The organism is Parasphingorhabdus sp., from assembly GCF_039982395.1.
GTDB lineage: Bacteria > Pseudomonadota > Alphaproteobacteria > Sphingomonadales > Sphingomonadaceae > Parasphingorhabdus.
The window spans coordinates 1-23,238 of record NZ_JBDWYO010000007.1 but is presented as its reverse complement, the minus strand read 5'-3'; the positions used below and the strand labels follow the sequence as shown (position 1 = coordinate 23,238).

16 protein-coding genes are annotated in these 23,238 nt (G+C 54.1%); 13 read left to right on the top strand and 3 right to left on the bottom strand.

Annotated features, from left to right (window positions below):
* Window positions 1–73 precede the first annotated feature (73 nt).
* The 4 genes from ABJV08_RS15800 to ABJV08_RS15785 all read left to right on the top strand — a co-directional run bounded on the left by ABJV08_RS15800 (window position 74) and on the right by ABJV08_RS15785 (window position 3,841).
* Window positions 74–1,234: an iron-containing alcohol dehydrogenase gene (locus tag ABJV08_RS15800; RefSeq protein ID WP_348039904.1), complete on the top strand. Its 1,161-nt coding sequence runs from the start codon at window positions 74–76 to the stop codon at window positions 1,232–1,234.
* Window positions 1,203–1,670 carry a thioesterase family protein gene (locus tag ABJV08_RS15795; protein WP_348039903.1) on the top strand — a complete coding sequence of 156 codons (468 nt, stop codon included), beginning with the start codon at window positions 1,203–1,205 and terminating at the stop codon, window positions 1,668–1,670. Before ABJV08_RS15800 ends, ABJV08_RS15795 begins: the two co-directional genes overlap by 32 nt.
* Window positions 1,671–1,751: 81 nt before the next feature.
* The gene (locus ABJV08_RS15790; RefSeq protein ID WP_348039902.1) at window positions 1,752–2,666 is read left to right on the top strand and encodes a DMT family transporter; all 915 of its coding nucleotides are present in this window, start codon (window positions 1,752–1,754) and stop codon (window positions 2,664–2,666) included.
* 5 nt (window positions 2,667–2,671) lie between these two features.
* The gene (locus tag ABJV08_RS15785; protein WP_348039901.1) at window positions 2,672–3,841 is read left to right on the top strand and encodes a crosslink repair DNA glycosylase YcaQ family protein; all 1,170 of its coding nucleotides are present in this window, start codon (window positions 2,672–2,674) and stop codon (window positions 3,839–3,841) included.
* A 15-nt stretch (window positions 3,842–3,856) separates the two neighbouring features.
* On the opposite strand, the gene ABJV08_RS15780 is transcribed toward ABJV08_RS15785, so the two are convergent.
* Window positions 3,857–4,477: a hypothetical protein gene (locus ABJV08_RS15780; protein ID WP_348039900.1), complete on the bottom strand. Its 621-nt coding sequence runs from the start codon at window positions 4,475–4,477 to the stop codon at window positions 3,857–3,859.
* A 259-nt stretch (window positions 4,478–4,736) separates the two neighbouring features.
* On the opposite strand from ABJV08_RS15780, the gene ABJV08_RS15775 reads away from it, so the two are divergent.
* From ABJV08_RS15775 to ABJV08_RS15750, 6 genes are all read left to right on the top strand, one after another.
* Window positions 4,737–6,803, top strand: a complete 2,067-nt coding sequence (locus tag ABJV08_RS15775; RefSeq protein WP_348039899.1) for an autotransporter assembly complex family protein — start codon at window positions 4,737–4,739, stop codon at window positions 6,801–6,803.
* Window positions 6,804–10,973 (top strand): translocation/assembly module TamB domain-containing protein, encoded by a 4,170-nt coding sequence (locus tag ABJV08_RS15770; RefSeq protein ID WP_348039898.1) that lies wholly within the window; start codon window positions 6,804–6,806, stop codon window positions 10,971–10,973.
* Window positions 10,974–11,087: 114 nt separating this feature from the next.
* A complete protein-coding gene (locus ABJV08_RS15765; RefSeq protein ID WP_348039897.1) occupies window positions 11,088–11,522 on the top strand; it encodes a hypothetical protein in 435 nt (144 codons plus the stop codon).
* 273 nt (window positions 11,523–11,795) lie between these two features.
* Window positions 11,796–14,954: an FG-GAP-like repeat-containing protein gene (locus ABJV08_RS15760; RefSeq protein WP_348039896.1), complete on the top strand. Its 3,159-nt coding sequence runs from the start codon at window positions 11,796–11,798 to the stop codon at window positions 14,952–14,954.
* A 247-nt stretch (window positions 14,955–15,201) separates the two neighbouring features.
* The gene (locus ABJV08_RS15755) at window positions 15,202–15,576 is read left to right on the top strand and encodes a hypothetical protein (protein WP_348039895.1); all 375 of its coding nucleotides are present in this window, start codon (window positions 15,202–15,204) and stop codon (window positions 15,574–15,576) included.
* A gap of 71 nt (window positions 15,577–15,647) precedes the next feature.
* Window positions 15,648–16,292, top strand: a complete 645-nt coding sequence (locus ABJV08_RS15750; protein ID WP_348039894.1) for a glutathione S-transferase family protein — start codon at window positions 15,648–15,650, stop codon at window positions 16,290–16,292.
* Here ABJV08_RS15750 and ABJV08_RS15745 read toward each other — a convergent pair.
* Window positions 16,289–17,104, bottom strand: coding sequence for a M90 family metallopeptidase (locus ABJV08_RS15745; RefSeq protein ID WP_348039893.1), 816 nt, complete (start codon window positions 17,102–17,104; stop codon window positions 16,289–16,291). The two genes, ABJV08_RS15750 and ABJV08_RS15745, sit on opposite strands and share 4 nt — an antisense overlap.
* 233 nt (window positions 17,105–17,337) lie before the next feature.
* Window positions 17,338–19,578 (bottom strand): TonB-dependent receptor, encoded by a 2,241-nt coding sequence (locus tag ABJV08_RS15740; protein WP_348039892.1) that lies wholly within the window; start codon window positions 19,576–19,578, stop codon window positions 17,338–17,340.
* A gap of 157 nt (window positions 19,579–19,735) precedes the next feature.
* On the opposite strand from ABJV08_RS15740, the gene ABJV08_RS15735 reads away from it, so the two are divergent.
* The 3 genes from ABJV08_RS15735 to ABJV08_RS15725 all read left to right on the top strand — a co-directional run bounded on the left by ABJV08_RS15735 (window position 19,736) and on the right by ABJV08_RS15725 (window position 22,961).
* A complete protein-coding gene (locus ABJV08_RS15735; protein WP_348039891.1) occupies window positions 19,736–21,613 on the top strand; it encodes a DUF3604 domain-containing protein in 1,878 nt (625 codons plus the stop codon).
* A 31-nt stretch (window positions 21,614–21,644) separates the two neighbouring features.
* Window positions 21,645–22,319 carry a TetR/AcrR family transcriptional regulator gene (locus tag ABJV08_RS15730; RefSeq protein ID WP_348114418.1) on the top strand — a complete coding sequence of 225 codons (675 nt, stop codon included), beginning with the start codon at window positions 21,645–21,647 and terminating at the stop codon, window positions 22,317–22,319.
* A 180-nt stretch (window positions 22,320–22,499) separates the two neighbouring features.
* Window positions 22,500–22,961 carry a hypothetical protein gene (locus ABJV08_RS15725; RefSeq protein ID WP_348039889.1) on the top strand — a complete coding sequence of 154 codons (462 nt, stop codon included), beginning with the start codon at window positions 22,500–22,502 and terminating at the stop codon, window positions 22,959–22,961.
* Window positions 22,962–23,238 lie beyond the last annotated feature (277 nt).

The following is a 23,238-nucleotide window of genomic DNA, read 5'->3' as shown; positions in this document are numbered from 1 at the left end:
CCTAGCAATCAGGGGCCGGTTTTCCGGCCCCTTTTTATTGCGTGTCAGAACCATTGGTGCGAAAGACTGACCTATGAAAAAATATACTTTCCAGACCGTCCCCATTCTGCATTTCGGTGAAGGATGCCTTGATCAACTGCCGGCGCAAATTGCTGCGTTTCGGGCAAGCCGGCCGATGATCGTAACCGACAAGGGTATCGTCAGTGCCGGCTTGATCGTTCCGGTGGAGCAAACGCTCTCAGCCGCTGGTCTGGATGTCACGATATTCGACGCCGTTGTCGCCGATCCGCCAGAAGCCATTGTCTTGGAAGCGATAGCCGCAGCAAAGGCCGCTGATGTGGACATTGTGATTGGACTGGGCGGCGGCAGTTCTCTGGACACCGCCAAGGTGGTCGCAGCCCTTGCTGTCGACGGCGCGCAACCACTGGCAGAAATTTACGGCATCGGCGCTCTCGAGCGAAAGGGCCTGCCGACGATCCTGATCCCGACCACATCCGGCACCGGGTCGGAAGTGACTGCCATTTCGATCTTGACCACCGGAGAAACCACCAAGGCGGGTATTATTTCGCCTTATCTGGTTGCTGATGTAGCTCTGCTTGATCCTGCGCTTACGGTTGGTCTTCCGGCCGATGTGACGGCGGCAACCGCCATTGATGCCATGGTGCATGCGGTTGAATCCTACACCAGCCGCAACGGCAAGAACCCGGTCTCCGATATGCTGGCAATCGAGGGGCTCAAACTGCTCACCGCCAATATAGAAACCGCCTGCTTCGACGGGCAGAATATGCAAGCCCGGGAAGCGATGTTGCGTGGTTCTATGCTGGCAGGGCAGGCTTTTGCCAATAGCCCGGTCGGTGCAATCCATGCGCTGGCCTATCCGCTCGGCGGCATTTATCATATTCCACACGGCCTCTCCAACGCATTGGTCATGCCCTATGTGATGCAGTTTAATCTGGAGGCGGCGGCGCCGCTCTATGCCGAACTGGCCGATGCTTTGGACATTCCCAGAGGCAGCGACAACAGCAAGGAAGCGCGGGCTCAGCAATTGATCGATTTTCTGGAAGCGCTGGCGGTCAAGGTCAACGCGCCGCGCAAGTTGCGGGATATCGGGATCGCGCAGGACGCGACCACCGAGCTCGCCGAAGCAGCGATGCTGCAAACACGATTGCTGGACAACAACCCTCGGGAAGTATCGCTGGCCGATGCCCAAAGGATCTATGATGCCGCTTGGTAAAAACCCAAGGGCTGAACCACCGGCCCTGAGTGATTATCGCGCGGGCTGTGCAATCACCACCCGATGGAATGACAATGACCCCTACGGCCATGTGAACAATGCCATCTATTATCTGTGGTTTGATACCGCGGTGAACCGCTACCTCATTGAGCAGGGCGTGCTGGATATCGCGGGTGGTGACACCATCGGCCTGGTCGTCAACACCGGTTGCGACTATTTCGCGCCGATCGCTTTCCCTGATGACGTGATGGCCCGCATCCGGGTTGATCGGTTGGGCAATAGCAGCGTGACCTATGGCGTCGGCCTGTTTCGCGGAGATGACGATATAGCGTCCGCAGCGGGCAGCTTCACTCATGTCTATGTCGACCGTGAAAACCGCCGACCGGTCTCTCTCCCCGCCCCATTGCGCGCGGCGCTGGAGGCGATAGTGGTCTAATTAGCGGATTTGGCCTTCAGTCATTCAGAAAATGAGACTGTCATGGCTAGACAAGCGCTAACGTTCGCCCGATAGCGAACTATGTCCGGACCGTCTCCCTCTTCACAAAATAGCGGATCGCTATTGCCCGCAGGGTCGGTGCTGACCGGCCTGCTGACCTTCTCGATGATGGATGTCGTCATGAAGAGTCTGGCGATGGATCTTGGTGCCTATAATGCCATCCTTTGGCGGGTGCTGGTCTCTCTTGCCCTTGTCTCGGTGATCTTCTTTGCGCGCCGGCCAAAAATGCCCGGCAAGGCAGCGCGCAAAGTGCATCTGCAGCGCGGCATCATTGTCGTTTTCATGTCCTATCTGTTCTTCTGGGGACTGGCACGCGTGCCTTTGGCCGAAGCCATTGCCCTGTCCTTCATCGCGCCGATTATCGCGCTATATCTGGCCGCGGTTTTTCTCGGCGAGACGATTCACCGCAGCGCCATCCTGGCTTCGATACTGGGATTCAGTGGTGTGCTGGTCATCGCCGGAGGCCGTGCCACCGGGGGCTATGATGAAGAGGTGATCATGGGCATCGGCGCCATATTGGTGTCGGCGGTGCTCTACGCCGGCAATCTGGTGATTCAGCGGACTCAGGCCTTGCTCGCCGATCCGATCGAGATCAGTTTTTCGCAAAATCTGATCGTCGGTTCGACCTTCTTGCTACTGGCGCCGTTTCTTGCGGTCGTCCCGGATCAGGAATTTTATCCTTATATCGGTGCGGGGGCGATTCTGTCGATCACATCGGCGGTGCTCATTGCCTGGGGTTATGCCCGAGCAGAGGCCAAGAACCTGATCAATTTGGAATATAGCGTCTTTGTCTGGGCGGTGATTTTCGGCTGGCTGTTCTTTCAGGAACCGGTCACGGTTACCACCATCGTCGGCACCGTTTTGATCGTCATCGGCTGTGTCGTGGCAACCCGGAAAGACAAGCAGGTCACCCATATCGAAAACACCGCGGTCTGACCGCGATGGCGCTGCAGATCAGCAACCGCGAGGCACGCTGGCTCTGGCTGCAGTCGCAAGGTCTGTCCGATACGCCGACTGGCCCGCTGAACCTGTCAGAAACGATCCGTCACCTCGGCTATGTCCAGCTGGATACGATCCAGAATGTCACGCGCGCCCATCATCATATCCTGTGGAGCCGCAATCAGAATTACCGGGAACCGATGCTGGATCAGCTTCTCGGCAAAGACCGTGCGGTCTTCGAACATTTTACCCATGATGCCTCGGTTTTGCCGATCGAATTTTATCCGATGTGGCAGCGCCAGTTTCGGCGTCTGGGCGATCGTGCTGCGGGCTATGCATCCTTCCAGAAAGCCATAAAGGATATTGGTGCGCAGGAGATCAAGGACCGGATTGCTGCGGAAGGCCCGTTGTCCACCCATGCCTTCGATACGAAGGTCAAAGGCGCCAAACAGATGTGGGATCGACCGCCGCACAAACGGGTGATGGATCAACTGTGGTATGCTGGCGAACTGGCGACCTCCCATCGTCACAATTTCACCAAATATTACGACCTATCGGAACGGGTGATTCCACCGCATCATCGGGAAGTGACCCATGATGATATCGGCCAGATCGATTGGCTTTGCCGCAATGCACTGGATCGACTGGCTTTTGCTTCCCTCGGGGAAATACAGCGTTTCTGGGGGGCAGTGGATGCGAAGGAGACCCGGGCCTGGGCGCAAAGGGCAGACGATCTGGTTGCGATAAAGCTGGAAGGCCGTGATGGGAGATGGCTTCAGGCAATGGCGCCTGCGGATATTGAGGCGCGCCTTGCCAATCTAGTCGCACCGACGTCGCGCCTGCGGATTATCAATCCCTTCGATCCAATCGTGCGCGATCGAAACCGGCTGCTGACGCTGTTTGGCTTTGCCTATCGTAACGAGATGTTTGTGCCCGCCGCGCAGCGCATATGGGGCTATTATGTCTATCCGATATTGGAGCGTGATCGCTTTGTCGGCCGGATTGAGATTAAAGCGGACCGGTCCGCGGGCCGCTTGCGGGTGACGCAATTCTGGCCCGAGCCCGGAGCCCGCTGGTCTGTCGGAAAGCAGGACAAGCTGGCAGCCGAACTGTCGCGCTTGGCCCGCCTGATTGACGTTAGCGATATTCTCTGGGAATGCGACCGACCGTGAGGTCCGAGGACTGTCCTATTTGACAATCCCGCGGAACCGCAGTTCGCCGGTGGAACCCGCTGGGATCGGGGATGGCAGAATCCAGCGGATATGAGTCACATCGGATGGGATAGCCGCACGGCTTGTAGGAGCGGCAGGCGCAACTTCCGGTGTTTCAGGGCTATCAACGGCCTCGGTGGTTTCAGCTTCGGCAGCTGCCACTGGCGGCGCGGCGGTCACGGTGAAATCGGACAGCTTTCCATATGTTTTGCCACCATCGACGGATACCAGTGCCCATCCTTCTAGCACTTCGACGAAGGCCACGGCGGCATGAACCGGATTGTTGACCACGAAACCAGTGACGGCGGTCTTGCCAGTGTTGCGATAGGTGTTGAGAAACAACAGCTTGTCACCGGGAGTGACTTTGACGGTCGAGGGATCCACCAAAGTGGTTTTACTTTTGCCCGATTCAGACTGTTGCGTTTTTTCAACAAATATTTTGCTGTCTATTTTCACATTCGCCCGAGCGTCGGCTGCCGCGGACTGTATGCTGGCGGCAAGCGGAGTTGCGTGGGCGGCTTGAGACACGGCTAGACCGGTCATCAAAAAACTGGTGAGCATGGCTGCTTCGATCAAAATCATACGCATATTCGACATTTTCTGCGATCCTGTTGAACTAATGGTGACCAGACCAAAGGCCTGATCGGTATCGGTCTTAAAATATGCTACATCTTGGTTAACACATGGTTAAATCCTGTGGTGAAATCGGATGGATATGATGCCGGCTCGGAATATCCCATAAAATGAGAAGCTTGCCGGTAAAGCGGCCTGGTTCAATCTTATTCATTGGCGTCACGATTCATCAACCGCTAGAGAACCCATAATGGGTCTGACTGCATATCGTTGCTGCCTTGGCATGCTTGTTATTCTGCTGATGGGTTTTCCTGTCCGGTCGATCCATGCCCAAACAGATGGCCTGTCAGAAGCGCCGGCAAATCCAGTTTTCAAGGATGATCTGGATGCGCCGCTCGACCCGGACCAGCCGCTGACCGAATTTCCGGATTTTGGCGTAGAATGGCCCGATCTTGATGAGGTGGCGGAACCTGTTGATGGCGCAGAGGATGTGGAAGGCGTTCCAGCGCTTACAAAGGCAGATGAAAACGAGGATCAGGACCTTACCGCAACAGAAAATATTCTGGCAGACGATCTGCCCCTGAATGACTATCGCCCAGCGGATCTCTTGGCGGAAACCAGTTATCGGATTGGGTTCCGCGGGCTGCCTGATGGGATCGGTGAAGCCTTCCGCAGCCGCTTTAAAATCTTGTCGGTTCTTGAGCAATATCGCGGAGACGATGCAAATTTCGCGCAGATTCGACGGCGAGCACAGAGCGATACGGAACTGGTGGAACGGTTGCTCCGGATCGAAGGCTATTATGATGCGGTCGTGCAAACCGGCTTTGAAGCAGACGGGGACGATCAGCTGGCGGTGTTGATCAACGTGCAAGCGGGTCCGCAATATGCGCTGGACCGGATTGTCCTGCCCGGATTGGATGATGCGCGGACTGCCGATCGGCAGGCATTCCGCGACAGCTTTGGATTGCAGTCGGACGATATCGTCAACAGCGACGATATTATGGATGCCAAAGGCCGGCTGGATGGGGCGATGGCAGAAAATGGCTATCCCTTTGCGATCACCGGAGAGCCGGAACTGGAAATTGATCATGCTGAACGGCTGGGCGATCTCGAAGTCACGGTGAAGCCCGGCGGCAAATATAATTTCGGTTCCGTGGTCATGGGACAAGCGGATTTGTTCGATGCCGATCACGTCCAGATGATTGCCCGCTTCGATTCCGGTGATGTCTATCAGGCGTCCGACCTTGAAGACTTGCGGCGGGCGTTGATCGCGACCGGACTGGTGTCGACGATCACCATTGACCCGGTGGTGGCGGAGGAGCCTGATGCTGTTGATATTGCGGTGAACGTGACACCGGCCCCGCTTCGCACCATTGCTGGCGAGCTGGGCTATGGCACCGGGGAAGGGGCCCGCGCCGAAGTAAGCTGGGAGCATCGGAATATGTTCCCGCCAGAAGGGTTGATCCGCATGACGGGTGTGCTTGCAACGCAAGAACAATCCGGCAGCATCGCCTATCGCCGCAACAATTATCGGCGGCGCGATAATGTGTTGAACGGGCGTACCGCGCTGAGCGTGGTCGATCGTCCGGCCTTCAAGGCGCAAACTTTCTCAGTTGCTGCCAATATCGAACGGCAAAGCAATCTCATTTATCAAAAACGCTGGAGCTGGTCGGTTGGCATCGAGCTCCTCGCATCGCGGGAGAAAGACGTCACCGGGCCAACCGGCGCAACCGGCCGGGATACATTTTTCATCGGTTCTCTGCCCGGGTTGGTCACTTATGATGCTAGCGATGATCTGCTGGATCCATCCCGTGGCTTTCGGTTGAGTGGCCGTATCGCTCCCGAAGCATCGCTGCAGAACGGCAGTTTTTTCTATGTGCGGAGCCAGTTGGACGGCAGCGCCTATTTTCCGGCTTCAGAAAAAATAACGTTAGCGGGGCGCGCGCGTTTTGGATCCATTGTTGGGGCCGGCAACAACCGGATCGCACCTTCCCGCCGGCTATATTCTGGCGGTGGCGGTTCTGTGCGGGGCTACAGCTATCAAAGCATCGGGCCGCGTGATGCCAATAATGATCCGGTGGGCGGGCGCTCGCTGGTCGAATTCTCGCTCGAGGCACGCGTCAAGACGGGCTTGTTCGGAGGCAATCTCGGCGTGGTGCCTTTCATCGACGCCGGCAATGTCTACACCAGCAGCAGCCCCGATTTTAAGGGATTGCGCTATGGGGCCGGCCTTGGCGTTCGCTATTATAGCGATTTCGGACCGATCCGGATTGACGTTGGCACGCCCATCAACCCGCAGCCCGGCGATTCCCGTGTCGCGGTCTATGTCTCGCTCGGACAGGCCTTCTAGATGACGGACAGCGCCCAAAAATCGCGGCTCAAATTAATGACCTGGCGCTGGCCAATGCGCAGCCTGCTTGGGGTTGCTGTGCTGATCATCGCCGGGTTGATTGCTGCCGCGCTATGGCTGGATAGCGATTCCGGCCATCGCTATATCATCGATCAGGTCGAGGCGCTGGAACCGGATAATGGTTTGCGGATCAAGCTCTCGGACATCAAAGGGTCTGTCTACGGAACGGCAGACGTCCAGGGACTTGAGCTTCACGATCCCAAGGGGAAATTCTTCTCGGCCGGATCGGTTGCGGTGGACTGGAATCCACTGGCCTGGATTTTCAACGAACTCAATATCTCCGACGCCGTCATTCGCAAAGCGCGGCTCGACCGATTGCCGGAATTGATCGAAAGCGTTGAAGATCAGCCGCTGCTGCCAGATTTCGACATTTATATCGGCGCTTTCCGGGCCGACAATCTGGCCCTCGGGGAAGCGGTCGCCGGTTCCGAACAATTTGCCGATCTGTCTGGTGCAGCCGATATCAGAGCCGGCCGTGCCATGGTCAGTCTGGACGCAGCAACAACCCGTAGCGGCGACAAATTGATGCTTGCTCTGAATGCCGAACCGGATCGCCAGAAGCTGGATCTCGATGCTGAAATCATAGCGCCTGCCGGCGGTGTGTTGGCGGGTATGCTGAACATGGAACGCGATCTGTCTGTCACCGTGAAGGGCGACGGCAGTTGGCGGAAATGGAATGGCGAATTTAATGCGTTGAGCAAGGAAGAGCCTCTGGCGCAATTCGCAATCGAGGCCAAAGAAGGCCTTTTTGCCTATGACGGAAAGCTGGCCGGGTCTCTGCTGCCCAGTGGCATCGCCCGGAAAATCACGTCGCCCGATCTGGCCATGAAGGGCACTGCCAGTTTGGATGATCGCCTGTTGGCGCTCGACCTCGAAGCCCGCTCTGCTGCCTTGTCGCTGACGGCAAAGGGCGGAGTTGATCTGGCGCGAAACAGCTTCGACGCGATGCGGCTGGAAAGCCGGTTGATCAATCCATCCGCTTTGGTCTCCAATATGAAGGCGCAGAATTTTGAATTGAAAGCTTTGCTGAACGGGAAAATGTCAGAGCTGCGTTATCAATATTTGCTGACCGCGCCGCAACTGGCCTTTGGCAAAACATTGCTGTCCAATGTACGGGGCGAAGGTGAGGGGCGGCGCGATGCCGGTGGTTGGAATATCCCGCTGAAACTGTCGGTCGGTTCGCTCATCGGCAATGGTGAACTGCTGAAACAATTGCTCTCCGGTTTTACCGCAACCGCCAATCTGCGCTACGAAAAAGACCGGCTGTTTGCCGAGCGCGGCCGGGTGGCGACCGACACGGCAACAGGGACGGTGGATTTGGAACTGCGTCCCTCGACCGGTGATTTTGCGGTCAATATTGGCGCCGCTGCGCCGGGATTCGCGGTACAGGGTGTCGGGATGGCCGATATTATCGCTGATGTTCAACTGGGGCCGGGGGCTTCCGGCCTGTCATTTGATGGGCAGGTCAATGCCAGGCTTCGTCGTTTTGATATCGGTTTTCTGCGCGAATTGGCTGGCGGCTTGCCGGAACTGCAGACCGGCCTCGCGCTGGGTCCAGACGGATTGTTGCGCTTTACGGATCTCAACTTGAATGCGCCGAACCTTTCGTTCCAGGGCTCCGGCATACAGACCACGGCAACGACTTTTGCGTTTCAGGGGTCGGGTACGCAAGACACTTATGGTCGTTTTGACCTCAAACTGGATGGGCCGCTCAACCGCCCCGAAATTGCGCTGTTGCTCGACAATCCGCTACCGGCTGCGGGTCTCTCTGCGGTCAGCCTGAAACTGGCTCCTGCAGCCTCCGGTTTTGCCTATATTGCGGCGGGAGGTTCCACATTGGGGCCGTTCAACAGCAATGGCATGATCCTGACCAGCGCAGGGCAGGACACTGCGGTGCGGGTTGATCGTCTGTTGGTATCGGATACGCTGGCAACCGGCACGATCCGGCCCACCGCTCAGGGCCTGGCGGGCAGGCTCGCGATCAGCGGCGGCGGCGTGAACGGGGATGTGCTGTTCCGTCCCGGCAACGGACGCCAGTTGATCCGCGCCGATCTCACCGCCAAAAATGCTCGATTTGACGGCGCACCACCAATTTTTATTCGCACCGCCGTGCTCGATGCTGATATTGTTTTGATCGACGGCCAGTCCAATATCGATGCAACGCTCCGTGCGCAGGGGATCAGCCGCGGCGAACTTATCATCGGGCGGATCGCTGCCAATGCAAAGCTGACCAACGGCAGCGGCAAGGCGGTCTTTACTGTGGCAGGAACCCGGGGCAGCACGTTTGAATTTCAGGCCAAGGCCGATATCAGCCCTGACCGCTATCAGATTACCGGCAAAGGCCAGTTCGAAGGCCGCAACCTGCGCCTCACCAGAGCGCTGGATCTGCGGCGCGTGAGCGATGGCTGGACCGCGGCTCCGACCACCATCAGTTACGGCAACGGCAGCGCCAGACTGTCCGGTCGATGGGGAAGCGGAAGTTCCAAGCTCAACCTGTCGTTGTCGAAAATGCCGTTGTCGCTGATCGATATCGGATATCCGGATCTCGGGCTGGGCGGCACGGTCAACGGCAGCGTCAACCTTAGCCAGTCGGGTCGGCAGGTACCGCAGGGCGAAGCGAAACTAACCGTTAACGGTCTGATGCGATCGGGGCTGATCCTGACCTCGGACCCTGTCAATCTCGGCCTGAATATCGCGATTACCCGGCGCAACGCTGCGGCGCGGGGAATTATCAAATCTCCCGGTGGGAAGGCCCTCGGCCGTTTTCAGGGGCGGATCACCGGTCTTGGCAATGGCCGCTGGCAGGAAGAGCTGATGCGCAAGCCCATGTTCGCGCAGGCGCGGTTCAGCGGCGGCGCGGAAAGCCTGTGGCGGCTGACCGGTGTCGAGACGTTTGATCTCACCGGTCCAGTGGCGGCCAGCGCCGATATCAACGGCAGCCTGGCCAATCCGCAAATTAAGGGGCAGGTGCGCACCAGTAACGCAAGACTGGAAAGCCCCCTGACCGGTACGGTGGTTTCTAACATCAAAACGGTCGGCCGGTTCGACGGCTCGCGCCTCGTGCTGCCGAACCTGACCGGGAACACTAGCGGCGGCGGGACGGTCAGCGGCAGCGGCAGCTTTAACTTTGCCGTCGAACCCGGCGAAGGCATTGGCATTGTGATGGACGTCAACGCCCAGCAAGCGGCCCTCATCGCCCGGGATGATTTTGCAGCCACGGTGACCGGACCGATCAAGATACGCAGCTCGGCGCAAGGCGGCTTGATATCCGGTGACGTAACCCTCAACCGCAGCTTCTTCCGCTTTGGCAAAGCCAGCGCGACCGCCAGCTTGCCGGATATCAAAACCCGAGAGATCAACCGGCGGGCCGACGAGCGGCCGGTGCGGGTCCGCAGCCGCCCTTGGCAATTTGCCTTGTCGGCAAAGGCTCCCAACCGCTTGCGGGTCGAAGGGCTGGGCCTCGACAGTGAATGGGGTGCCAATCTCAAAATATCAGGGCCGGTCGACAATTTCGCGATGACCGGCACCGCCAATCTGGTGCGTGGCAATTATACATTTGCTGGCCGGCGTTTCCGACTGGAACGGGGGCGGATCCGCTTTGTCGGCAACCAGCCGGTCAATCCGGTCTTGGACATCGAGGCGGAGGCCAATCTGACCGGCCTCAATGCGACGATCAATGTCACGGGATCGGGCAATAAGCCGGAAATCGCCTTTGCCAGCAACCCGGCCCTGCCGGAAGACGAGCTGCTTTCGCGCATATTGTTCGGCGCATCCATTGCCGACCTATCGGCGCCCGAAGCGGTGCAGCTGGCAGCAGCCGTGGCTTCGCTCAACAGCGGCGGCGGGCTCGATCCGATCAACCAGTTGCGCAAGGCCGTTGGCCTTGATCGCTTGCGGATATTGCCAAGCGACACGGTGGCGGGGTCCGGAACCTCAATTGCCGCAGGCAAATATATCACCCGCCGCGCCTATGTGGAGCTGATCACCGACGGCAAGGGCTATAGCGCCACCCAGCTTGAATTCCAGATCACCCGCTGGCTATCAATCCTGTCCAGCATCTCCACATTGGGCCGCCAGAGCGCCAACGTGCGGGTGAGCCGAGACTATTGAGCGCGGTTGATGCTAGCGTCCGCTTTGGGCGTAAAAGGGGGCGTTAGGGAATCAGGCAGACGGTCAATCCAAAATCTATTGACTGTGGTTGGTTGGTTCTAGAAGCATAACAACATGAAAAAGTTTGCTGTCTACTCTATCGTAATTCTGCTGGGATTAGGGGTGGGTTTATGCTGGTTGATCGATGAGGCATTCAATGAGTCTTACGATATTAACATTGCAGGCGATTACTATGTGCAGGCGACCAGCGATGACTATCGAACAATTTACCGCAAAGAGACTGATTTCACGATTCCGATGCGGGTGGATTGGTATCAATCCGATACGAAATATATTGTGGCCATTAGGAAACAAGAAGCCAATTTGGACCGCAGATATGGACCGTGTGAGTATTATGTTATCGATCACGTTAATGCATTAGAGGATTCAAAATTGACCCAAAAAGAGGCGAGAGACTTGCTACAATATCAACACGGATTGAACAGCTCCTTTGATCATGAAGTAGGCAAGAGATGCAATCCCGTCCAACAATCTATGAACGGTACCTAATGTCCGCTTTGGGCGCAAAAGCGGACGTTCAGTTTACATTTATGATTTGAAACATGTCCGAAGTTCTTTTATCATTTTAATGATGCGTCAGTCGGGAGATGTTTCTGACGAGCTATCGCTATAGCCAAAGGCCTCATTATCAATTCTCAATTTTATCGAGGAAAAAGCCGCCAGTCTGATTTTCGGCTTGTTATTACGATAGCCGCGATCACAATACTCGCGCTGTTTTTCTGGCTGTCGTCGCGATATCCTGCATTGAATGAAAAGGCTTTGATGGGCGGAGATACGCCGCTGTCTGGATTGTCATTCGATATCGTCTTCGATGTGATGCCCAACAGCAGCTTATGGTGGGAAATTACCGCAAATACGATCAACTGGATCAACACCAATTTGAAAGGCATGGCCTTTGGCGTTTTGTTCGGGGCCGGCGCGCTGACTTTACTTTCGCTCATCCGCAAGCGTTCCTTTGAAGGCGGCTTTGCCAATGCAGCACTGGGCACTGTCATTGGCGCACCATTGGGCGTGTGCGTCAATTGTGCAGCGCCCATTGCTCTTGGCCTGCATATGGGCCGGATGCGGCTTGAAACGACGCTATCGGCGCTGGTTTCGTCGCCAACACTCAATGTCATTGTGGTGACAATGAGTTTTGCGCTGCTGCCACTGCATGTTGCGGCAATCAAACTGTTGCTGGCGTTGGTGATGGTGTTACTGGTCGTGCCATTATTATGCCGTTATATTTTGAAGGAAGAGACCGAGACCACCCGTCATATGACGCGGGAGATCGCGGATATTTCGGTACCTAAGGGCTTTTCCGCATGGATTGCACGCGCGCTTGCACCTGTGGAAGTGGATCATCGTGGCCCTGGGCCCTTGGGATCATTGATCTGGTTTGCAAAAACCTACGCACGCAACTTGTTTTACATTGCGATCATAACCGTTCCGATGATGTTACTGGCTGCGCTTTTGGGGTCATTGATTGCCACATTTGTCAGTCCGGGGCAGTTGGGCAAGTTGTTGCCCGTAGCCAATGCCGTGCCGATCGTCATGGCAATGGCTTTATGCGCGGCGATCGCAAGTTTCGTGCCTGCGCCAATCGCGCTTGATGTCATCTTGACAATCGTCCTCATAAATATCGGCATCCGAGAGGATTATGCGACCGCGATCTTGATCGCGCTGGGCTCATTCAGTATATATGCGTTCATCATATTGTGGCGTTCGATTTCCCTGCGGACTGGCTTGATAGTCTGGGGCGCGGTTATCGCTATGGCGATGGCTGGCGGCATATTGGCCAACCTGACCACGCCTGCTGTTTCACGTTATTATTTTGCTCAACAATTGGCCGCCGTAAATGCGGTGGATAGCATTTCATGGCCAAAGGTGGCAGCCTTGCCGCCCGGCCAGACGAGGGATGCTCTACTTCCGTTAATGGTAGAACATAGCCCCAAAAAAACTAAGATAGCGGCGAGCATAGAGGGGGTGCCAGCATCGATTCGCCGCTATGATTTCGCTCAGCAACCCGCGGGCTTTGCTCCGGCGGCAAATGCCGAAGGGGATGTATTTACGCGCATCATCGGCACCGATATCGGCCTTGCCGAACAGGGCGTTAACTCCCCCATCCGGCAATTGAGTTCGCATATGATGAATGGCGGGCTGGCCGCCGGTGACGTGCACGGGGACGGATGGACAGACATTGTCACACGTCGTCCGGATCATGCAAATGGATTGTCTCTATATGCCAATATTGGTGGAAAATTCATACGCCAAGAGCTTGATTTGGGGAGCGTGGATGATCTGGAAGTAATGAATGTAGCGCTTGCCGATGTTGATGGAGATGCGCAGCTTGATCTTGCAGTATCGACAATTCCAGGCGGTGCATTTCTATTCTTTAACAAGAATGGAGAATTTTCCGCCAAAAATATGATCCAAATTGATGCTCCTAGTGCGCGTTTTATCCGTGCTTTCGCTTTTGACGATATGGATAAAGACGGTGATATTGATATTTTGCTGGGCTATTGGTCACAGAGCGGAACCATTGAAAGTTGGCACACTCCGCCTCAATTGACCCGCAATGAAATCCTTTGGAACGAAGGGGCTCACAATTTCAGGAAAGTCATATTGCCTGGCGCACCGGGACAAACCATGTCGATCATGGTCGCTGATATTGATGGCGATGGCTATTCAGACTCATGGAATGGGGATGACGTTGGACGCACCGATGGATGGACGCTATTTGGCCCGGGGCAAGTGGTAACAGAGCTAGGCAAAGACAATCAGCCCTTTCCATATTATACGCGAACAACGATGAGCCAAACCGAAGGGGATTGGAATAATGACCTCATCAGTGATTATTATTCCGCACAAATAGCAACAAGAACAGTTCGCGGTGACGCCTCGAACGGACAAGCCCGCAGAATATTTGAGCTTTGCCAGCAATTTGGGAAGGATCTTGGCTGGCACGTCCGGAAAATTCAAGATTGTGCGGCTGATTTGACATCTGCAGATCTTATTAGAGGCGGAAAAAGCGGCACGCAGCTGGATGGATGCGCAAGCCAGCAAAAGGCTGAGCATCGCGCCATTTGCGGCGCAATGGCGTATATCAGGCGATTGGAAAAACCTGATCGCGATCTTCTAGGAGATCGTGCACGCTTCGAAAGATGCTCAGCGAAACTCGGCCATCTGCCGTTGATGCAGCGCAATTGCCGCTCATTGCTTGAACCGGCGGTTCCAGGGCTAACGCGCAGAGATGTAGATGAAAAATATAAGGCTCCGTATAGGCGACATAATATTCTATTTACAGGAATGCCGGATGGGAAATTTGTCGACAAAGCAACGGAGACTGCTTCACATTCGCCCGGTTGGAGCTGGAATGCGCGTTTTGCCGATCTCGATCAGGACGGATGGCAGGATATTTTAGTTGGCACCGGCATGTGGCTCGCAACATCATCAACCAGTACCAATATTCTTTATCATAATGTTGGTAAGGGTTTTAAAGATGGCACTGATGCTTTTGGCCTGACCGATCTTATCCCGACCTATAGCTATGTCACGTTGGACTATGATCGCGATGGCGATATCGATATTATCCGAGATAATTCGGCGCTGCGCATGCTAGTCCATCGCAATGACAGGCCTAAGGGTAAAGGGCTTTGGATATCGCTGCGTCAAAATGGCAAAAACAGCATGGCCATTGGCGCAAAAGTGATAATCTGCACTGACAGGGCAACCAAGATCATCGTCGGTAAATGTCAGATGCGGATGATCCGCGCCAGCGGTGGTTTTATGTCTTCGGACCCGATACTAGCTCATTTCGGTATCGGCAACTCGGCACGGATTTCCTTGATGGAAATACGCTGGCCGGATGGAAATACATCCACTTTGCGCCCCGAGAATATGGGGGGTGGACACTATCTTATTGGCCGGCAAACTAGATGAATTGAGATGGTAATAGCTAGATAGTCAGCCACCATATGCGAATAGAGGTATTTACCTAGCTACGAATGCTCGTACTTCGATATCTGCGTTTGGCGGGCAGCTCTCCAATGTCCGCTTTCGGGATAAAGCCGTCACAGCGCTAATGCCCGCTTTGGGCACAAAAGCGGACGCTAGATATTCAGCTAATCGACAAATTCTTGCAGCCGTCATAAGTGTATGAAGTGACGGCAATCACGAGGGATCAAATTTGAACGCAACTCTATTCTTCTGGGCAGCAGCTTTGATCTGCTATCTCACTGTTCTCATCCACATATTCGCTGGCGGAAGGGTGTTTGTACGGCCATTTATGGCGGTCGAGATGGAGCCCAATTTGAAATGGATGGCTTATTATAGCTGGCATATTGCAACCATCGCCATTGCTGTCGTTGCCTTGGGCTATACAACTGCGGCTATCTGGTCAGAGAGATTGGACTACGCCATCATCTCCACTGGGATTGCTTTTTCGCTAATAGCGCTAGCAACAGGTGTGTCGGTAAAAGCAAAATTGCCATTGCGGACTTTTCCCATCATTCCGCTTTTTGGCTTGGTAGTCCTTCTTGGACTAGCCGGTATATCAGTTTGACCTCTGTCACTTCGCGAGGAGAATCTTCAATCTCTAAAATCAAGGTCATTGGCCCATCAATCTCTCCCTTTGTGACGAAGGTAAAGGCGGCGATTGCCTATAAGAAACTTCCATTCGAGCATCAGGAATATGTCGGCATATCTGAACTTAGGAAGCTGAACCCACAAACCGGAAAAGTACCGATCGTTCTTTTTGATAATGAGGTCATTTTTGATTCCAGCCTAATCCTGCGCAAGCTGGATATTGAGAAACCATCGCCACCTCTGATCTCAAAAGACACAGCGCTCGCTGCAAAGCAATATTTGCTCGAAGACTGGAGCGATGAATCTTTATACTGGTATGTTCAGGCTCTGCGGTGGAACACAAGAAACGAACCGCGAACTGTTGAGGAAAATCGCAGGTTCGTTCCCGCTCCACTCCGCTTTTTCGCGAAACCCATATTGCGCCAACTGGTTGGCAAGCAACCGATAGGTCAAGGACTGGGGCGGTTGCCCTATGAAATTCTTGTTGAGGAGCTGGAACTGCGTTTGGACAATCTTGCAGAATTGCTCAGACAACATCCGTTTTTCTATTCTGACCAGCCAAGTGTTGCTGATTTTGCCATCTACGGTATCAGCGCCACTGGCTTTTCTGGAGCCACTCCAGAATTTGCCAAGGCTTTCTCCAATCAAGCCGAACTAGTGGCTTGGAGATCCAGAATGGACGACCTTGCCTAATCCCAATGCGCGGGATCTAGCGCCAGCAGTTCAGACAGCTGCGCATAGAGCGCTGGCTCCCCGCGCTGCATCAACTGGGGTTTTTCAAAAAACGTCACAATCGCTTCGGCAAAAAACTCCTGATGGTTGTTTGCGCCATAGGGGTCGATCAAGGTATTATGTCCTTGTTCAACCCGTTCCACATGCTTGTGGAAGGCATCCAACATGGCTTTTTCCCAGCCCTGATAGGCTTGGCCCTTGCGCAAGAGCGGAATGCCATTGGTGTCGCCGGTCAGGCTGTCCAGCTGGTGCGCGAATTCGTGGATGACGACATTATGTCCATCGTCTTCCTCGAGCCCCCCGTGAAGCGCATGCTCCCATGACAAGATAACCGGTCCCCTGGCCCAGCTTTCGCCAAGCAGCGAGTGCTTGCCCTCGTGGACGACAAGCCCGTCATGCGTGTTGCGGTATATGCGAAAGGCGGAAGGATGGACCAACACGTTTCTGATCGTGCTGTACCAAGCCTGACTGTTGGCGATTAACAAGCACGCCTGAGCGGCGATCGAGAGCCTGATTTCCTCGGTTATCTCGAGACCTTGATTGCCTCGGAAGGTGACCTGATCGAGGAACAGATTGATCTTCCCTTCCAACTTGGGTCGCAATGCTTCCGGTAACCGGCGCACAATCGGGACCAGCCTAGCGACCACTGCGCGCTGCTCTGAAGTCAGCGGTGTCGCCAACAATTGTTCGCGCCGACGGTTTCTCGCCCAGCGCCGATACAGAAGCACGGCGACAATTGCCAATGCACCAAGGAGGACGGACAACCAGTTCATGCCTCTGAAGTAAAAACGAAAGGTGCAAAATACAATAGCGGCACAAGCAACGCCTGCGCAGCCGTTCACGTCACTGGATGTGCAACCTGTCGATGAAGTGCCAGTCAATGGATTGCGACAATTGAACCGGAACATTGGTAGTGTCCGCTTTGGGCGCAAAAGCGGACGCTTGATTTTGTCAAAAAAAAGGGACGTTGGGAGAACGCCCCTTTCTCTTCGCGAACGCGTCTAGTTTACATATCAAACCCTAGCGTTACGCCCCAGCGACGCGGTGGGCTGATATTGTGAAAGTCGAACAAACCTCCGACGGGAGTATAGGAAACTTCATACAGTTCCTTGTTCAGGTTCTTGACGAAGATGGTCACATAGGCCTGATCCCCGGGCATATCCCATCTGATGCTGGCATCGATAACATCATAAGATGGAATGCGACCGTCCAGAGCGCCGGTTACCAAAAGATTTTGTTTGCCAACATGCGTCCAATCCCCGCGGAAGGTCAGAATGCCGGCGTCGCCTAAGTCAGCTGCGTAGCTCACGCCGCCGCCCAAGGTCCATTTCGGTGCTCGCGATATCTCGAGATTGGAATTGTCTGTAGCGATTGAATCGCCATTCAAATCGGCAAAATATTCATCATAGCTGGCATTGTTGTAACCGGCCGAGAAATCGATATTCAAACCATCGATCGGCACCGCCGATACCTCCAGCTCAAATCCTTTAACGGTCGCACTGGCTGCGTTGTCGGTCACGGTTTCCTGATTGTTGCCACCAATTTGCCCGGCAAGGGTTCTGATCACGGTTCTCTGCAAATCGCTATATTTGTTATAATAGACCGCAAGATTGGTGCGGAGCCGGTTGTCGAACCAATCGGCTTTTACACCGCCCTCGAAAGCATTCACGCTTTCCTCATCAAATGGCCCAAGCGCGCCGGGCGTGCCGCCACGGCCATTGAAGCCGCCGCTTTTGAAGCCCTTTGAATATTTGGCATAGAGCAGAATATCGTCAGTCGCCTGATAGTCAACGCTGACCGACGGTCCGAAATTGGACCATTTGTTATCCAAACGGGTGATCGGCCCAAGGTTGGGGAAAGGCGTGAAGAAGGTGGCGAAAAAATCCTTCTTCTCTGAAGTGAAACGCCCCCCCACAGAGACGCGCAAGGCTTCGGTGATATTATATTGTGCCTGAGCAAAAATTGCGAAATTCTTATGCGTCTGTCCTGTGATCGCATTGTTCCGCGCTGTCGTCGGGCCGTTCAAAACATTGAGGAACGTGTCCCGGCGCAGGAAATATTTTTGATGGAAGTAATAGAGACCACCAATGATGTTCAGATCATCGGTAACATTCGCATTATACCGAAGCTCAGTCGAATATTGCTCGTGCGGTTGATCGCGCAATGTTTCGAAAAAACCTGCCGTCGTGCCGTCCGTGTCATTGTTGTTAATGTCTTTCGTCGTCTCGCGATAGTTGGAGATGGACGTCAAAGTCCCGGGACCAATCTCCCAATTGGCTTCGGCTGTGATGCCCCAGACATCAATGTCGCTGCGGCCCGGGACGTTGAAGGCAAAGGCTCTGACATCGTCGGTGCGCGCGAAGGACGGCACGTTATAGAATATCTGTAACAGCTTGTTGGGCGGTGTCACGTTGATCGAAGGCAGGTTTTCACTGCGCTCACGACTATATTCACCAATGACCGTCAGTTCGAAATTGTCGGTCGGCGTGAACAGGATCGACGGGCGGAATGTAAATGTGTTGCTCTTGCCCGCAGGTGTGGCTTCGCGTCTGCCTGGTATGCCGGTGAACGTGTTCAGATAATAGCCATCCAAATATTGCGAGAAGGCCGCGACTTTGACAGACAGAACATCGTCGATCAGCGGCGCTTCCGCCGCAAATTTAATATCTCTCTGTCCAAAATCACCGAGCGTCACTTGCCCGCGAATGTCAAATTGTCCGGTCGGACGCTTCGTGCGATAGTTGACGGCACCGCCGGTTGTGTTGCGGCCAAATAACGTACCCTGTGGTCCACGCAAAATTTCAACTTGTTCGACATCGAACAGATCGAGAGAGCTATTGGCTGTCCGCGGGATATATACGCCATCAACATAGATGCCGACCGAAGGATCCACCGTGGAATCCGGATCGCCGTTGCCGATGCCGCGAATGAAAACGGCAACCGAACTGCCGAAGTTGCCGATCGTGTTGATGGTCACGTTCGGGGCCCGACCACTCAGATCCGAAATGTCGGTTGCGCCGATCCGTTCCAGCCGATCAGCGCCAATGGCGGTCACGGCAACCGGTGCTTCCTGAAGCCGTTCGGTCTGCTTACGGGCGGTGACAATAATCTCTTCATTGCCGGAATTAATCTTTGACGATGATTCGTCAGATTGCGCCATGGCTGGAGTAGCAAGACCGCCCATCAGGCTTAATGCTGTTCCGTAGGCCAATTGCCGCTTAAATATGGTCTTTGATGCACGCATCATGTTTCTCCCCCTGATTGGCCTATTGATTTTGGCCGTGTTCTATTTATTTAAATGAACATATATTTATTTAATTATCGAACCACAGTCAAAACTGACAGGGCCGTGATGGATCGCAAAAGAGAGCTTTCAAAAGGAAGCAACCAGAGGGGATATGACTATGCCGAAAACAAATAGAGGTCTGCTGCTTTTGGGCATTGCCGCCGTCGCCATGGCGGTCTCTGGTTGCGCCAAACAATCGAAAGAACCGGGACAAGCTGACGCCTCCGTCGCACTGACCGAATATCCCGAGCAAGTCTTTTGGGGTGACCTCCATCTCCACACGCTCTATTCTTTTGACAGCTATAATTTCGGCAACAAGACGCTCGGCCCCGATGAAGCCTATCGCTTTGCCCAGGGAGAAGAAGTCGATGCCCATGGCGGCAGGAAAGCGAAGCTGGAGCGACCGTTGGACTTTCTAATGGTGTCCGATCACGCAGAATTTACCGGCGTTTTTCTCGGCATGGAAGAAGGCAATCCGGATATTATCGACACACCATTGGGCAAAGCCTGGGCCGCGATGAATGACGCCGGAGATACGGTCGGACCAATGGACGAGGTTGTCGCATCTCTGCGCGAAGGCAAAGCCAAAAGACAGCCGCCGGAAAGCTTCCGGAAAACAATTTGGTCAGAGCTTGTGGAAGCGGCGGAACGCCATAACAAGCCCGGCAAATTCACCACATTCGCTGGCTATGAATGGACGTCCATGCCCGGTGGCGGCAACCAGCACCGGGTCGTTGTCTATAAGGATAACAAGGACAAAACGCTGCAGACCATTCCCTTCTCGGCCGCAGACAGCAACAATCCGCTCGACCTATGGCGTTATCTGGCTGGCTATGAAGAACAGACCGGCGGCGAGGTAATGGCGATTGCGCATAATGGCAATATCTCCAACGGCAATATGTTCGGCGATGTGCAAAGCGATGGAACGCCCTTCAATCAGGAATATGTCGACCTGCGGGCCCGTTGGGAGCCGCTCTATGAAACGACCCAAGTCAAAGGCGATGGCGAGGCCCATCCCCTGTTGTCACCCGACGATGAATTCGCGGATTTTGAAAGTTGGGACGAGAATAATATTTCGATGGTCCCGAAGCCGACCGACCCCGCCGAGTTGAAAATATGGCTGGCCGGAGAATATGCCCGGGAGGGGTTGAAACAGGGACTGGACCTGCAGGAACGCTTTGGCGTCAATCCCTATCAATTTGGACTGATCGGTAGCACCGATGACCATACGGGATTGGCCACGGCGGACGATGACAATTTCTGGGGGAAATTCGTAGAATCCGAACCGAGCAAAGAGCGAATCAACAGCAAAATGGGCGGTCGCCTTTGGGAAAATTGGCGACTGACAAGCTCCGGTTATATTGGCGCCTGGGCGAGAGCCAATACCCGTGAAGAGCTTTTTGCAGCCTTCAAACGCAAGGAAGTATACGCGACCACGGGCCCGCGCATGGCTGTCCGTTTCTTTGGCGGTTGGGATTATCAAGCTTCCGACATGGAGAAATCAGGCTATGCTGGGATCGGCTATGCTAAGGGCGTTCCGATGGGCGGTGTGTTGACCGGGAAAGGGGACGCACCGCGTTTCATGGTCACCGCAATGAAGGACCCAAATGGTGCCAATCTGGATCGGGCGCAGGTGATAAAAGGCTGGCGCAGCAGCGATGGTAAGCTTCATGAAAAAATCTATGAAGTGGTCTTTTCGGGCGATCGCACAGTTGACCCGGCAACCGGGAAGATCCCGGCCGTCGGCAATACGGTGAACTACAATGATGCAAGCTACACCAATGATATTGGCGAGCCGCTTTTGGCGACATTGTGGGTGGATCCCGATTTCGATGCGAATGTCGCGGCATTTTATTATGTGCGCGTGCTGGAAATCCCGACGCCGCGCTGGACGCTCTATGATGCGGTGCAATTCAAGGTGAAGCCACCCAAAGACGCGCCGCTCATCACCCAGGAACGGGCCTATAGCTCTCCGATTTGGTACCAACCATCATAACCTATGGCACCGTTCGCAATCATGGTCCTTGTTGACCAATGAATTGAAAATTGCGAACGGTGCCTTGATGAAGGACAGACAGGATATTCTAGCGCCAGCGATCAAAAGAGGCCGCCCCTTTGGTAGCAGTTCCAAAAATACCCGCGCCCGCCTGATCAAGGCTGCCGAGGAACATTTTAACGCCCGAGCATATTCGGATGTGAGCATGGCAAAGGTCGCCGAATCCGCAGGCATCACCGGTGCGGCCATCTACAATTATTTTGATTCAAAAGACGATCTGTTGAAAGCCACACTTTCCAACCGCATTCAGATATACAATCAAACCATAAGGGATGCCGTTTCGGGTTCAGGTTCGTGGCAAGACCAGTTCAATAGATTGCTGGAAGCGGTTACTCCGCTACAAGGTGGGCCCTCCGGCTTCCCCATGATCGGGAATGTGGTGATCAACCGATTGCAGGAAGAGCCGGAAAAATTCCAGGAAATACGGGACTTGCGAGACGAATCCGCACAAGTTTTCCGTAGTTTGGTGGCCGCCGCCGTGGATTGCGGCGACCTCCCCCAAGATACCGACGTCGTCATTGCGGGCGACCTCATGATGGCTATCACGGCCGGCGCTGTGAATACCGTCTCCTTCTATCATCCTGCGCTGGATAGCATGGCACCCATCATCGACTCCGTGAAAGCACTGCTCGGCACGAAGGGCTGATTTTGGCATCTTGATTGAATACAGCTAATGTCCGCTTTCGGGATATTGCGGCCACCAAGCTGATGTACGCTTTGGGCGCAAAAGCGGACATTAGGATTGGGCAACAAAGCGGATATTGTTTTCACCGCGCATCCCAAGTAGCAATGTTGTCATAAACATCGTTGAAGTTACCAATGCGCTATGGATATTTTCACGAGGTGGCCCAATATCGATTACAGATGGGTTTTGGCAGAGCTAATAACGGCCACTGTTCAAAGAAAGAATGGGGTCAGACAAATGTTGAAAATTATATCAGATTATAGACTTTTGAAGTCCCTTAAACATCTTGAAAAGAATGACGCCTCACAGTCTCGGCAGTATCTCGATAAAGTGCTCGGAGTTCACGACGAAGAATATGACTTTATAGTCGCTTTCGATGCAATGGTAATGGGTTTTGAATCTCGTTACGACGATGCTCTCAGACGGTTCAAAGAGGCTCGGATTTTTCGAGAAGAATATTCCGATCCAGATAGCAAATACATAGTGCTTTTTTGTCAGTATTGGGAATGCACATTAGTTGAAGGTGGAAATTGCGAGAGGTTTAAGGACCAGGCACTTTCATTGGATACTGGAAAAAGTGTAAGGATGTTCTTAAAGCTGTAATGGTGACAATGAGCTTACTGTCTTTACCCATTGAAGCGGGAAACGATAGGTGGAAATCCAGAATTTACAGTTACAAATACCTAAAGCTAATGTCCGCTTTCGGGATATTGCGGACTTGAGTTGTCGGGAGAAGTTCTTTGATCAATGCGTCACAGGATAAAACTATATACCGTCGAGTTTTATCGTTAGAAAGCGTTTCAACCTGAAGATGGATCAAGAATTGGACAATTACAAAAAGTATGTCTTTGTCGACTTGATATTGCTGACCGTCGCTCTG

Excerpts from the sequence above, each read along its gene's own strand:
- ABJV08_RS15745 (WP_348039893.1), bottom strand. The coding sequence starts at position 17,104 with ATGAACTGGTTGTCCGTCCTCCTTGGTGCATTGGCAATTGTCGCCGTG.
- ABJV08_RS15770 (WP_348039898.1), top strand. The coding sequence starts at position 6,804 with ATGACGGACAGCGCCCAAAAATCGCGGCTCAAATTAATGACCTGGCGC.
- ABJV08_RS15780 (WP_348039900.1), bottom strand. The coding sequence starts at position 4,477 with ATGTCGAATATGCGTATGATTTTGATCGAAGCAGCCATGCTCACCAGT.
- ABJV08_RS15760 (WP_348039896.1), top strand. The coding sequence starts at position 11,796 with ATGGGCGGAGATACGCCGCTGTCTGGATTGTCATTCGATATCGTCTTC.
- ABJV08_RS15785 (WP_348039901.1), top strand. The coding sequence starts at position 2,672 with ATGGCGCTGCAGATCAGCAACCGCGAGGCACGCTGGCTCTGGCTGCAG.
- ABJV08_RS15800 (WP_348039904.1), top strand. The coding sequence starts at position 74 with ATGAAAAAATATACTTTCCAGACCGTCCCCATTCTGCATTTCGGTGAA.
- ABJV08_RS15790 (WP_348039902.1), top strand. The coding sequence starts at position 1,752 with ATGTCCGGACCGTCTCCCTCTTCACAAAATAGCGGATCGCTATTGCCC.
- ABJV08_RS15765 (WP_348039897.1), top strand. The coding sequence starts at position 11,088 with ATGAAAAAGTTTGCTGTCTACTCTATCGTAATTCTGCTGGGATTAGGG.
- ABJV08_RS15725 (WP_348039889.1), top strand. The coding sequence starts at position 22,500 with ATGGATATTTTCACGAGGTGGCCCAATATCGATTACAGATGGGTTTTG.
- ABJV08_RS15740 (WP_348039892.1), bottom strand. The coding sequence starts at position 19,578 with ATGATGCGTGCATCAAAGACCATATTTAAGCGGCAATTGGCCTACGGA.
- ABJV08_RS15775 (WP_348039899.1), top strand. The coding sequence starts at position 4,737 with ATGCTTGTTATTCTGCTGATGGGTTTTCCTGTCCGGTCGATCCATGCC.
- ABJV08_RS15735 (WP_348039891.1), top strand. The coding sequence starts at position 19,736 with ATGCCGAAAACAAATAGAGGTCTGCTGCTTTTGGGCATTGCCGCCGTC.
- ABJV08_RS15795 (WP_348039903.1), top strand. The coding sequence starts at position 1,203 with ATGCCCAAAGGATCTATGATGCCGCTTGGTAAAAACCCAAGGGCTGAA.